This window comes from Myxococcus sp. XM-1-1-1 (genome assembly GCF_020037095.1).
In the GTDB taxonomy this organism is placed as follows: domain Bacteria; phylum Myxococcota; class Myxococcia; order Myxococcales; family Myxococcaceae; genus Myxococcus; species Myxococcus fulvus.
In genome coordinates this window covers 1-12,835 of record NZ_JAIQDH010000002.1, presented here as the reverse complement: position 1 = coordinate 12,835, position 12,835 = coordinate 1, and the positions used below count along the sequence as shown (strand labels likewise).

General features: G+C 73.5%; 11 protein-coding genes. 2 read left to right on the top strand and 9 right to left on the bottom strand.

Annotated elements, in window-relative coordinates:
• Positions 1-42 precede the first annotated feature (42 nt).
• The 3 genes from K8640_RS04175 to K8640_RS04165 form a co-directional block, all read right to left on the bottom strand.
• Positions 43-1,077: a trypsin-like peptidase domain-containing protein gene (locus tag K8640_RS04175; RefSeq protein WP_223745882.1), complete on the bottom strand. Its 1,035-nt coding sequence runs from the start codon at positions 1,075-1,077 to the stop codon at positions 43-45.
• Positions 1,078-1,287: 210 nt separating this feature from the next.
• Complete coding sequence (locus K8640_RS04170) at positions 1,288-3,708, bottom strand: alpha-2-macroglobulin family protein (protein WP_223745881.1); 2,421 nt, start codon at positions 3,706-3,708, stop codon at positions 1,288-1,290.
• Complete coding sequence (locus K8640_RS04165; RefSeq protein WP_223745880.1) at positions 3,705-6,803, bottom strand: MG2 domain-containing protein; 3,099 nt, start codon at positions 6,801-6,803, stop codon at positions 3,705-3,707. The genes K8640_RS04170 and K8640_RS04165 overlap by 4 nt, the downstream gene beginning before the upstream one ends.
• Before the next feature lie 107 nt (positions 6,804-6,910).
• On the opposite strand from K8640_RS04165, the gene K8640_RS04160 reads away from it, so the two are divergent.
• Positions 6,911-8,104 carry a hypothetical protein gene (locus K8640_RS04160; RefSeq protein ID WP_370640321.1) on the top strand — a complete coding sequence of 398 codons (1,194 nt, stop codon included), beginning with the start codon at positions 6,911-6,913 and terminating at the stop codon, positions 8,102-8,104.
• On the opposite strand, the gene K8640_RS04155 is transcribed toward K8640_RS04160, so the two are convergent.
• Together K8640_RS04155 and K8640_RS04150 are read right to left on the bottom strand one after the other, a co-directional pair.
• Positions 8,105-8,386, bottom strand: a complete 282-nt coding sequence (locus K8640_RS04155) for a hypothetical protein (protein WP_141332980.1) — start codon at positions 8,384-8,386, stop codon at positions 8,105-8,107.
• Between the two features lie 83 nt (positions 8,387-8,469).
• Entirely contained in the window at positions 8,470-8,664 is a 195-nt protein-coding gene (locus tag K8640_RS04150) for a hypothetical protein (protein WP_046710946.1), read from the bottom strand.
• 230 nt (positions 8,665-8,894) lie between these two features.
• On the opposite strand from K8640_RS04150, the gene K8640_RS04145 reads away from it, so the two are divergent.
• On the top strand, positions 8,895-9,104 hold the full coding sequence (locus tag K8640_RS04145; protein WP_141332979.1) for a hypothetical protein: 210 nt from the start codon (positions 8,895-8,897) through the stop codon (positions 9,102-9,104).
• A gap of 57 nt (positions 9,105-9,161) precedes the next feature.
• On the opposite strand, the gene K8640_RS04140 is transcribed toward K8640_RS04145, so the two are convergent.
• The 4 genes from K8640_RS04140 to K8640_RS04125 all read right to left on the bottom strand — a co-directional run bounded on the left by K8640_RS04140 (position 9,162) and on the right by K8640_RS04125 (position 12,411).
• A complete protein-coding gene (locus K8640_RS04140; protein WP_223745878.1) occupies positions 9,162-9,551 on the bottom strand; it encodes a hypothetical protein in 390 nt (129 codons plus the stop codon).
• Positions 9,552-9,744: 193 nt separating this feature from the next.
• A complete protein-coding gene (locus K8640_RS04135; RefSeq protein ID WP_223745877.1) occupies positions 9,745-10,419 on the bottom strand; it encodes a hypothetical protein in 675 nt (224 codons plus the stop codon).
• A 124-nt stretch (positions 10,420-10,543) separates the two neighbouring features.
• Positions 10,544-11,344, bottom strand: coding sequence for a nucleotidyltransferase family protein (locus tag K8640_RS04130; protein ID WP_223745876.1), 801 nt, complete (start codon positions 11,342-11,344; stop codon positions 10,544-10,546).
• A gap of 161 nt (positions 11,345-11,505) precedes the next feature.
• A complete protein-coding gene (locus K8640_RS04125; RefSeq protein ID WP_223745875.1) occupies positions 11,506-12,411 on the bottom strand; it encodes an AEC family transporter in 906 nt (301 codons plus the stop codon).
• Positions 12,412-12,835: the final 424 nt, after the last annotated feature.

The window sequence follows — 12,835 nt, the reverse complement described above, 5'->3', positions numbered from 1 at the left end:
ACGATAGCAGGCGCGCCCCCCGCCTCCAGTTCACACCCGCCCTCACGTCCAGCCGAGCAGCGCCTTCACCTCCGGCGACAGCCCGCGGCGGATGGTGTCCGTGGGGATGCCCTCGTTGTGACCAGTAGCGGACGGCATGCGCGGCCCACCGCTGTGATGCAGCGCGACGAGCCGCAGCTCCTGCGTGAAGCAGGGCGCCCCCGAGGAGCCCGGGCTCGTGGACGTCCGATAGGACACCCGCGTGCGCGAGGCGTTGACGCCCAGGAACTCGTCCAGCGCCACGCTCATCGGCTGCCCCTCCGGGTGCTGGACGATGAGCGCCAGCTGGCCAGGGATGATGGGCGTCGGCTCCTCGGGCAACTCCAACCAGCCCCGCGGCGCGTCCTCCACCTGCTCGTCACCGGGCGAGCCCTCCACCTGGAGGAAGGCGTAGTCGAGCTCGCTCACCATCGCCTCCCTCGGGCGCGGGTGCATCAGGTCCGCGGGGCTGTACGGACTGCGCGCGATGCAGCGCTTCACCACGTACTGCCTGCCCGGCTGCAGGAGCGTCCGGTCCGGCAGCACCTTGTGGTCGAAGCGCACGCGCAAGGACTCCAACAGCCGGTTCTCGATGACATGGAAGTTGGTGAGCACCACGTCGCGCGACACCAGGAAGCCCGTGCCCAGCGAGGCCCCCACCACGGGCTCCACCCGACACACGCGCCGCTCGATGGCGGACAGGCGCTTGCGCCACCCGTCCGCGGCGCCCTGCTCCCACGTCGGGCCGACGATGCGCTCCAGGCTGCGACGCGGGACGCTGCGCTGCACCGACGCGAGGTAGCCCTGCATGAAGCGATTCAGACGGGGATGGCGCGGCTGGGCGCCGTGCATGCCCGTCACCAGCTCGCGCGTCCACCCCTCCGACTCCGCGCGGAGGATGAGCCCCGACGCCCGCTCCCTCGGGCCTCCCCTGGGCACGAGCAACTCCAAGTCCCGGTGACAGACATTGGCCACCACCCGACGCAGCTCCTCCACCGAGGGGAAGGCCCCCAGCAGCGCCAGCAGCAACTCGTCTCTCTCCGCGCCGTCGAGCTCCATGGTGCCACCCGTGAAGAACCGCTGACGAGGCCTGCCCCGGCCCGCCGCCGCCGCCGTGACGCTTCCGTATTCTCCGCACGGCGCGACGGGATTCCCAGTGGAAGCAGCCCGCATGCCCTGACGTGCAGGGCCCCACCGGCTGGCAGGACACCCCACCCCCCAGCCCCAGCCCCTGGGGCCCGGGGCCGGGAGTCCACGCGGACACCGGTCTCAGCGCACCGCCCAGGTGGCGGGAGGTACGTAGGAGACCAGGTCCGGCCGAGCCTCCACGCGCAGCGACGACGCGCCCGTCTGGAGCGTGCCCCCCAGCGTGGGGATGACACGGAAGCGCGCCTGGAAGGGTGCCCCCGGACCGCGCGGCGGCAGCTTCAACGTCACCGCGCCGTCCTCGGACGTCCACGAGGACACGCTGCCAGAGGCCACCAGGGCATCCAGGCTCGCCGCGTCCACCTGTGCCCCCGCCGGCAGGCCGTGCCGCAGCTCCAGCGCGAGCCCCGAGGGCGTGGTCGCCTGCACCGTCACCTCCACCGGCTGGCCCACCTTCGCCTCCTGGGACGAGACCACCGCCAGCTCCAGCCCTCGCGCGTCCTCCTTCGCCCACGGCACCGCGGCGGACAGCGCCAGCGCGAAGCCCAGCCCCGGCACCGCCGGCTCCGCGCGCACCGTCCACGCGTGCGCTCCGGCCGAGCCCGTCGCCGGGGCCTCCATCACCAGCACCTCGCGCAGCGCCTTCGCGTCGTAGGTGCCCTCCGTCACCGCCTGGCCGTCGCGCTCCAGCACCACCCTCACCCGCGCGGGCAGCGGCTCCTTGAAGAGCGCCACCACGGCCCGCAGCGCCAGCCGGTTCGCGCGGCCGCTGCCCCAGCCCGTCGACGGCGCGTAGCCGGACAGCAGCGACGCGCCCAGGTCCGCCAGGGGCGCCTGGGGGTCTCCTTCCAGGCCCAGCACCGCGAGCGCCGTGGCCTCCGCCTCGGTGGGGGACTGGCCGTTGGCCGCCACCACGCCGGACTCCACCGGCAGGTACACGGCGCCGTCCTCGCGCTTCTTCAGCGCGTCGCGCACCTGCGCCCGCAGGGCCTCCCGCAGCGAGCCCTTCACGACGCCGCTCGACAGCAGCGCCGCCGCCGTGTAGCCGTCCTTCACGTGCGCCCGGTTGCGCTCCAGCGCGCCCTCCGCCAGCGCCGTGAAGCGCGAGGCGCGCCGCTGTCCCGCGGGGCTCCCCGACGCCGCCACCACCGCGCGAGCGCAGTCCGCCGTGGCCACCAGCAGCCGCTGCAGCGTCCAGCCATCACCGCCCTGGCACGTGCCGTCCGGCCGCTGCGCCTGCGCCACCCAGCCCGCGAGCCGCTCGCCCAGCCGCGCCAGCACCGGGTTGTCCGGATGCGCGAGCGCGCCCTCCACCAGCAGCGTCCCCGTCGCCACGTCCGGCGTGCGCGACATCCTCAACGCGCGCTGCGTGGCCCGCGCCACCAGGACACGAATCGACTCCGCGTCCACCAGCCCTCCCGAGGACTCCGGAGGCATCGCCACCCGGCCCTGGCTCGGCGAGAGCGCGGAGCGCACCACCTTCGCCGCGTCGGGCTCGCCCAGCGCCGTGAGCAGCTCGGGCGCCTTGCCCGCGAGCAGCAGCGCGTGCGCCACGTCCTCCACGCTCTCGCGCGCGCCCGCCGACGACAGCTCCGAGCGCAGCACGCCGAGGCCGCCCGGGTACACCTGCAGCCGCACGCGCTCACTGCCCTCCTGCGCGTCCGCGGGGCCGGTGAGCGACAGGGTGCGCGGCGTGGCCAGCGTGCCGCTGCGCGTCTGCACCACCGGCCGCCCCGTGGGCCAGACATCCAGGGGCCGCTCGACGCTGTCCGCGTCCCCCAGCGACGCGCGCACCGCGACGGGCCCGGGGCCCGAGACGCGCACCGTCACGTACTCCACCACGCTGCCCCGGGCCGGCACGCGCACGGTGCGAAGGCCGCCCTCCACCACCGCGCCCGTCGCGGCCACCTTCAGCGGCGCCTCCACGACGGACTCCGTGGTGTTCACCACCTGCACCGGCACCCGCGCGCTGTCCCCCGCGCGCAGGAAGGCCGGCACCACCGGGTCCACGTACGTGGGCAGCGTGCCCGCGAAGCTCGTCACCGCGCCGGCCTGCGCGCCCGAGCGAGAGTGCGCCAGCGCCAGCACCCGCCAGCGGGTGAGCCGGTCCGGCACGCGCACCGGCAGCGTCGCGGCGCCGGAGTCGTCCGTCAGCACCAGCGGCTCGAAGAGGAACGTCTCGGGGAACCACGCGCGGCTCGGCGCGCCCTCGGCCTGGGGCGAGGCCTCATCCTTCATCGGGCCCCCTCGCGAGGCGCCCTTCTTCTTCGCGCCGAAGGCATCGTCCAGGCCGCCGACGGCCACGGCGCCCGGGGCACCGCCCTCCACCTCCTCCATCACCGGCTCGGCCAACGCCTCCATGGGCGCCGGGGCGGCCTGGGCCTTCATCGGCGACTGAAGCCTCACCATCATCTCCGGCTCGGCCGAGCCGCTCAGCGCGTCCGCCGACATGCCCATCAGCGGCCGCGCGGCGAAGAGCGCCCCGAACACCGCCACCACGCCCGCGATGAAGCACACCACTCCGACGATGACCGTGCGCTTCATGGCGCCTCCCGGGCAACCCACGCGTTCCAGTTCTCCACGTCCTCCGGCAGCCGCGTCCCGCGCGACACCACCGCGCGCGGGTCCGTCAGCTCCAGCAGCGCCTGGGGCAGCCGCGACAACCGCAGCCGCTGGCCATACGCATCCGTCACCTTCTCCCCGCGCGCCTCGCACGCCGACAGCGCCTGGGCCCACAGCTTCGCCAGGCCCTCGGGCGCCAGCGTCTCGCCCTCGGGCGCCTTCTCCTCCCACTCACGCACCCGCGCGTGCAGCTCCCCGAGCACCGTGTAGAAGGGCTCGGTCAGCTCCACGTCCGGGTCGAACTCGCCCACCTGCAGGCCCCGCACCCGCGTCTCCGTGTCCACCAGCGTGGGCACCGAGCTGACCCGCAGCAGCGCCGCGGCGGCCGCGTTGGAGCCGCGGATGCGGCCCTGCGCCAGCGCCACGCCATCCAGCACCCCGAAGGCGGGCGAGGACACCGCCGGCGCGGGACGCAGGCTCGCCAGCGCGTCGCCCCCCGGCAGCGGCACCAACTGCCCCAGCGTCTCGTCCACGCCGACCAGGCCCACCGCCGCCGGGCCGTCCTTGCCATCCACCCGCGTGCGCACCAGCAGCCGCGCCAGGTCCCCGGGCGCATACGCCGGCTTCTCCGGCGACACCTCCACGGACAGCCGCGCGCGCGGCGCCACGTACACCCGCGCCCGCGTCCCCGCCCACTCGGCCTCCGCCCAGCCCTCGAAGTCGTCCGGCAGCCGGAAGCGCGCCGAGGTGGCGCCCTTCTCCAGCTTCGTCACCAGCGTCTGCTTGCCGGCCTGGAGCCGCAGCTCCTCGGGCAGCTTCCCCTGGAAGGACGGACCGCGCATCAGGTCGATGCGCACCTCGTCGCCACCGCGCGCCAGCACCGGCGTCGCGCGCAGGCGGAAGGGCGGCAGGCGCGCGGGGCGCAGCAGCCACTTCGTGTCACCCACCGGCTTGCCCTCCACCGTCGCGACCACCTTCAGCTCGTAGCCCAGGAAGGTGGTGGCCTGTCCCTCGCCGTCGTCCTCCCCCTCACCTCCGGCGGGGTGGACGGTGAGCTCGGCGATGCCCATCGCCTCCAGCCCCGCGTCCTCACCGGAGCCGAAGGCGGACGCGGAGGCCTTCAGCCGCGAGAAGCGCTCCTGGATGCACGCCACCGTGGACGCCCCCAGCTCGCTCTTCACCCACGGCCGCGAGGACCAGGACGTCGTCAGCGCGCCCTTCGCGCCCAACCTCCAGGTGAGCGACATCGGGAAGGGGCTGCTCGTGGACTGCGTCGGGGACACACAGGCGCGCGCATCCCGGGCCGCCGTGCCCAGCGAGTCCATCAACGCCGTCGCGGTGCCGAAGGCCGGATGCACCGCCAGCTCCACCCACGGCAGCCCCGGGTCCTGCACCTCGAGGCTCAGGGCCAGCATCCGCTCACGCCCCGCCGGCAGCGCACGCGTGCGCACCGCCTGGGCCAGACACCGGGACAGCGCGTCGTTCGCGCCCACCACGTCCACCACCGCGCCGCCCATGCCCACGCGCACGGCCAGCGGCACCTCGCGCACCGGGTCCTCCGGCAGCACGAAGCGCGCGCACGGGAGGAGCGCGGGCAGCCAGGCCTCCACCGCGACGCGGTCCTGGAGCGACTCCTCGCCGTCCTCCTCCAGGAGGCTGCGCACCTCCGTCAGCGTCACCGACGGCGCCGGCGGCGGGCGGCGCACCGGCATCGGCGGCACCACCACGTTGACGGGCGGGCCCGGGTCCAGCTGGAACGCGGCCACGCCGTCCTCGTCCGTCACGCCCCGGACGCCCTCGTCCTGGGAGTCCCACGCGCGCGTCACCGTCAGCTCCGCGCCCGGCAGCACCCGCCCGTCCGGCGTGGTGGCGCGCAGGTACACGCGGTTGCTGAAGCCCTCCACCAGCCCGTCCTCCAGCTCCGTCACCGACGACACCGCGAGCGCGTCCTCGGACAGCAGCAACGACACGCCGCTCGCGACGCGGTCCCCCGCCGCGTCCTTGGCCACCACGCTCGCGGACAGCCGCGCCTGGCCCCGCAGGTCCTCCGGCACGCGCGGCAGCGTCACCTGGAAGCGGCCCGCCTTGTCCGTACGCGCCTGGCCTGGCAGCCCGCCCGTGCCCCACTCGGGGGGCGGCGGCCACGCGCCCGAGACGTCCCACGACAGCTCCACCTCCGCGTCCGCCACCGGCGCGCCGGACGCGTACACCACCTGTCCCTCCACCTGGGGCACGTCGCCCGCGCGCCAGTAGGGGCGGGGGCTCTGCGCCTCCACGCGGAAGCGCGGCAGGGTGAACGGCTTCACCGTGAACTGCGCGCGGGCCACCGTCTCGCCGCTCGCCCACTCCACCGTCCACGCTCCCGTGGGCGCGCCCCGGTCCAGCGGGAAGCCTCCCGCGACGACGCCCCACGGCCCCGCGGGGGCACGCTCCTCGAGCACCACCTCACCCGAGGGGTCCTTCAAGAACCACGTCCCGGGCCGCCCATCCAGCGGCGCCAGGTCCTTCGCGCGCAGCGCCACCGCGCGGAAACGCACCTCGTTGCCGGGCTCGTACAGCGGCCGGTCCGTCAGCACGTGCGCCACCGCGGGCGCATAGAGCGGCAGCGGTATCTCCACCGTGTCCTCGCCCAATGGCGTGGAGAGCCGGGCGCTCAGCCGGTAGTCACCATCCGGCACGTCGGGCAGCTTCACCGTGGCCCGCGACACCTCGCCGCCGTCGCGCTTCCAGGGGCCGTCCTTCTCGGGCGTCAGCGGCGTCTCTTTGCCCTCGGCATCCACCAGGAACAGCGACACCGAGCCGCGCCGCACCCGCGCCGTCATCCGCTCGCCCCGCGAGTCGATGCCGTGCGCATCCGCCCACGCGAAGACCTCGCCAGGGAGGTTCCGACCGAGTCCCTGCGCACCCAGGCTCACCGTCTGACGCAGCGTCCCCACCGGACAGCGCGCGAGCTTCACGCCTCGCAGCATCCACGTGGACACGCACACGTCCCACGCCGTGAAGGCCCACAGGCCCACCAGCAGGAACGCCACCAGGCCCCCCGTCAGCCATGGACGGCGTCGCAACCGCTCTGTCATGCATCCTCCCCGAGTCCCTACTGTACGCCGGGAAACCCCCAAACCGTTCCCAGCGTCCGTTTTCGCGTACACGGCACCCATGCGGTAGCGTCGAGCGCTCCATGCCCGTGTCGCCACCCAAGCCCCGCGCGCCCCGTGTTCCCCAGGATGCCCTGCCCTCCCGCCTGGAGGCGCTGCTGCATTCGCTCACGGACCGACACCTGGCGGACCGGCTGGAGCGCGTGCACCGCGCGGCGGCGGTGGCCATCGACCGGCTGGGGCACCTGAGCATCGCGAAGTACGAGCCCACCACGGTGGAGCCCGAGGGCGGCGCGGACCTGGCCCTGTGGGAGACGATGGCGCCCGCCATCGGCGACACGCTGGTGGGCGTCAACCAGCTCGTCACCGCCATCCACCACGAGTTCCCCCCGCCGCCCACGCGAGGCGCCTCGGACGGCGGCTGGGCACCTCCCCCGGCCAGCTCCGACGAGCGGCTGGCGCAGGAGGTGGAGACGGTGCTGCACGCCATCGCGGAGCGGCTGTCCAAGCGCGTGTCGGAGCTGGGCCAGCAGATGCGGCGACCCGAGGTGGTCAGCGACCAGTGGACGCTGATGGCGAAGCTGCAGGCCTTCCGCGCGGACTTCCGCGTGCGCATCGGCGACCTCGTCTACCTGACGGCCGCGGCCTTCGAGGACGTGCGGCGCGAGGACGTGGTGCCCGGCTACGTGCACCAGGTGGGCGCCCGCGCGGCCCTGCGCGCGGCGGCGGCGGACCTGCGCCGCTCGCTGCAGGGGAGACTGGAGCGCGCGGCCAAGGCGGAGGCGCCGTCACGGCCCACCTTGGCGAGGCAGGCGGCCGAGAGCCTGTCGGCGTTCATCACCCTGCCCGCCTCGGTGGCGCTGCGCACGCCGCAGAAGCAGCACGTGCTGACGCTGCGCGCGCGCATCCAGGAGGCCGCGGGCAGGAGCGAGCTTCCCGCGGAGGCGCTGCCGGAGCTGGTCGAACCGTTCCTCGGCTTCCTCGACGAGGCGATGGACGAGGTGACGCGCACGTGGCTCACGGTGCATGACCGCGAGCTGTGGGCGTCGTGCGGCGCGAAGCTGGAGCAGGCGGAGATGCACCTGACGCTCGGCTCGCAGGGCGCGGCGCGCGTGCTGGCGGACGCGGTGGACACGGCGGCGGCGCTCTACGGCCGCTCGACGCCCTTCGACGGCTTCCTGCGCAAGGCGCGTCAGGAGGCCGCCGAGGGGCTGGACGAGGCGGGCTCATGGGGCCTGCTCGAGCGCTTCCGCGAGCGCCTGGCGGCCCTGCCCTTCAGCTGACTACTTCGGCTGCGTGTCGGCGGGCAGCGCGGGCGCCTCGGGCTTCGGCGGCAGCACGCGCAGCTCGTTGAAGCGCTCCGCCAGCGTCTGCGGCGTCAGCTCCTCCTGCCACTGCTTGGGGCTGGTGTTCCAGCCGAAGTCCGCCGGCACCTTGCCGCCACCCTGGCTGCGGTAGCCAATCATGTCCGGAAACTGCGTGCTCCAGCGGCCCGCGGGGTCCGGCTCCTGGGTGATGTGCTCCCGGTTCGGGCGGTGGAGGAAGTTCTTGCTCGCGTCGCTCATGGCACAAGCCTCTCCGAAACCCGGCCCCAAGGGTAGTGGGAAGCCACGGTGCCCGGCTCCCCACGCCCGGGCACGAGGGTTCCTCAGGCGGCCTTCCGGGCCTTCCCCCGTCGCACGGGCGGCCACACCCGGGGGCCGAGCTCGAAGATGGCCGCGAAGTAGCGCGCCTGCGCCTCGCTCGCGTACCGGTAGCGCCTCACCTCGCCGTCCGAGGTGACGACCTCGACGCCCCACCCCTTCTTCTCCTCGCGCACATCCACACGCTCCACACCACCCATGCCCTCCCCCTCTCGTGTTCCCGGCGCGGGGCAGATCAATCCACGTGCCAGTCGCGCCACGTCGGAGCCGGGGGTTGCGATGTCGTCAGGACGTCACTCGCGTCCGAGCCCGTAAGGAATGCAGGTGCGCTCGCCTGTCCGCCTGCCTCTTGCGGGGGGAGGGCCAGGAGGATGCGGGTGGCCTGGTGCGGTCTGCTTGTGCCGCGCGATTCCTGCGTTACTTGTGGGACATGACCGAAATCGAGAGCAACCTCGGCGAGCGATTCGCCGAATTCGTCCTTCCCGACGGCTGCGTGCTCTGCGGCGGAGCGGTGAGCGTGCGCGCCACTCCCTCCGGCGCGAACAGCTACTGCGCGCACTGCCACTGGTTGTCCAAGCCGCGCATGCGCGTGAAGGACAACGGCGTGGAGCTGTCCTTCGGCGCGACCGCCACCGCCTGAAGTCTTTCTTTCGCGTCGAGCCCGAGAGCGGGCTCGACGCATCCACCTGCCGACGACTCAGGACGCGCTACACGCCCACTGGCCCGTCGGCATGCAGTAGCAGTTGCCCGCGCGGCGGTTGATGCAGCACGAGCGCGTGCCGCCCACCGGTGAGCAGGTGCGTCCCGCCAGGTACGAGCAGGCGCTGTTGGGCGACAGGCAGACGCTGGGAATCGTGGGGAGGCAGATGTTGTGCAGCCCGTCGCACTCCACGGACTCCCCCGGATAGGTGTTGCACGTCGTGCCCTCGCACGTCACCGTCGAGCCGTTCGGACACGTCGTCGAACAGACGACCGCGCTCGAAATCTGCCCCAGCGAATCCTCCTCCGGCTCCACGGCTCCGGTGCCACCGCAGGCAAAGAGGCCGGACACGACAAGGGCCGACAACACACCCAGGCACAGCTTCATGGTGGGACTCCTTCTTCCGCCAGGGATGGGCCCGCATGCCCATCCACGCGCCGACGTGCGCGAGCGGAAGTCAGGGATTGAAGCACGGGCCGCGCGGAGACTCCCGCGAGTGCCACGTGACTCACCATGACGGATGCATCTGGATTGCACGATTCCGCGCGGAGCGGCTCGACCGGCCCGCACCGGGCCCACCTCAACGCCGAGGTGTCTCGTTCAGGCCAGGCCCCTCCAGCGTGCGCCCGGTGTTCGCGGGCGCCTCGCGCGGCGGGGCGGGTGGCAGCCCCTTCGCGGAGAGCAGCAGCGACAGGAGTGCGGCCTGCTCCGCGGTGTCGAGCGCGAGCACCGTCTCCGGCAGGCTCAGCGTGACGGCGGTCGGCTCGCCCTCCAGGTCCGGCTGACAGGTGCGCCACCCGGTGTAGCGGCCCCCCGCCACCGTCAGCGAGTAGCTGCACCCGCCCACGTCCCCGGAGATGCCCACGGGCGAGAAGACCAGCGAGGTGGGCCAGTTGGACAGCTCACCGTCCACGCGCATGCCCTGCTCGGAGGAGAAGCGCGACAGCTCCAGGCGCGTGTCCTCCACGCCCACGCGCCCCACGATGGGGCCCCGTCGCCAGCCCAGCTCCACGTCGCCGCCGCGAAGCTGGCCACGGAAGGACGCACCCGTGCGGCGCAGGTCGAAGCCGCCACCGCTCAGGCGCTCCTTGCCCAGGGAGATGGCGAGGGACTGGTCGCCCACCTGCAGGCGGATGGGCCCCGAGCGCTGGGAGGTGGCGAGCTGCGCGCTCGCGGGCGCGACGACGCCGAGGGACAGCAGCACCGCGCCGAAGCGGCCGAGCGCGCGTCGGGGTCCTGACGGGGAACGGGCCACGGGACACCTGCCTTGTTCGCGAAGGGACACTGGAAGCAAGGTAGGGCCGTGAGCCCGGAAGGCACATGGGCCCACGACTCGGGGGCTCGCACGGTGGGACGTGGAGCCCCCCGAGTGAGGGCGCTCAGTGGGGCCCGTGCAGGCCCGGCGCCTCGCCGCTCGCGACGGAGTCCGCCTCGCGCTGGCGCTCCTCCCTGTCCCAGCTGTGCCCGTCCTGGAAGCCCCACTCGTCCACGTCCACCTGGTAGCTGACCTTGGACAGGATGCGCCCCCGGCAGATGCGCTCCTGCCAGTTGCCGGCGTCCACGGAGCCGTTCGCGCGCGAGAGCAGCTCGCGCATCAACCACTCCGGCACGGTGGCGCGGTCGGACGGGTAGGCGAAGCGGAAGAAGAGCAGGTGCGAGAGCAGCACCTCCCAGTACCGGTCGAAGCGGCGCAGCAGGCGCTGCCAGTCGAACGTGGGCCCCGCCTTGAGCAGCAGGTGGGTGAGCTCATGGCCGTCGAAGCGCTCGCGCTCGAGGACGAAGGCCTTGCTCCAGAAGATCTCCTCCGCGGGCGGGACACGGCACGGACAGCCCAGCACCTGGGCCGGCACCGCGTGCTCGAACCACGCGTCATCCACGGCGGTGAAGCCGTTGCCGGAGCCGTAGATGAGGTCGACGAGGAAGTCCTCCCAGAAGGCCTTGTGCAGCCAGCCGTGGACCTCGCTCTCGGTGCGCCACTCGTGGCGCGCGAGCATCTCCACGGCGCGGTCCCCGTCCTTGCGATGCAGGAAGAGGTCCAGGTCCTTCGTGTCGCGGTAGAGGCCCGTGTAGTGGGCGAAGGCGTAGGCCCCACCCACGAGGAACGGGATGCCTGCGTCGGTGAGAAGTTGGATGGCGTAGGTGCGCGCGCCCAGCTCCGCCACGGAGCGCCGCACTTCCATCCGCCTCGGGTCTCCTCCGGGTGCCCCGGAAGCCTTCGGTGGTTGCTCGGCCATGACGGAAGATAGGGGAGCTGCGGCTACACGTCAGTGAGCCGTCCGCGCACCCGCCCGCAGAGCAGGCGGGCAGACCAGACGCCCGCTCACCTCCCCCCGAGGATGACTCAGCGCACCAACCACAGCATCACCGGCGCGGTGACGAAGGACAGGGGGATGCCCACGCCCACCATCAGCACCGCCAGCTCCGGGTCCAGGCGGTGCTCGGCGGCCAGAATCGCCGCGCTCACCATGGGCGCCATCGCCGCCTGGAGCACCGTGGCCTGCACCACCATGGGCGACAGGCCGGGCAGGGCCCACAGGCCCAGCATCACCACGCCCGGCACCAGCACCAGCTTGTAGAGCAGGCCCAGGGACAGCGCCGGCAGCCGCGCCTTCACCCCGGACAGTCGAAGCTGCAGGCCCACGGAGAACAGCGCCAGCGGCGTCAGGAGCGCGCCCAGCCGCTCCAGCACGGAGTCCACCCAGACGGGGTAGCCCACGGGGCGCAGGAGCAGCGCCAGCACCAGCGCCACGAACGGCGGGAAGGTCGCCACCTTCTTCGCGAGCGCGCCCAGGGGCAGCGCCACCTCCGCGCTCGCCCTCGCCGCCGCCAGCGTCGCGAGCGTGGACAGCACCAGGAACGAGCCGAGCTGATCCACCACCACCGCCACGGCGAGCCCCTCCGCGCCCAGCAGGGCCTCCGCCATCGGCAGGCCCACGAAGGCCGTGTTGCCCAGGCCGCCCGTCAGCACCAGCGCGGCCACGGACTCCTTGGACAGCCCCAGCTTCGGCCCCAGCCACCGGAAGAACGGCCCCGCCGCGAGGTAGTACAGCCAGGGCACCACCGCGGCCACCAGCAGCGACGGCACGAACTCCAGCCGGTGCATCACGCGCAGCACCAGCGCGGGCAGCGCCACGTACAGCACGAAGGTGTTGAACGGCCCCGCGGAGCCCTCCGGGAACTTCCCGCTCCTGCGGGCCAGCACGCCCAACACCAGACACGTGCCCAGCAACCCGATGACCTGACTCATGACGCCCACGCCCTCCGGCTTCGCCACCGTCCCACCCCTGCCTCGCGGGCGATGACGTCCCGCGCTGATAGCGCGCAGGGCGGGCCCACGCCAGCTCCCTCGCGACCCAACGGCGCCAGCGCAACCATGGGCCCACGCCACCGCGCTCACTCACAGGCTCCGGCAAGTTCAGCCGCGCCAGTGTCCGCGAGGCCCGCGCCCCCCGCGCTCACTCATAGGCTCCGGCAAGTTCAGCCGCGCCAGTGTCCGCGAGGCCCGCGCCACCCCGCGCTCACTCATAGGCCCCGGCAAGTTCAGCCGCGCCAGTGTCCGCGAGGCCCACGCCACCCCGCGCTCACTCATAGACCCCGGCAAGTTCAGCCGCGCCAGTGTCCGCGAGGCCCACGCCACCGCGCTCACTCACAGGCTCCGGCAAGTTCAGCCG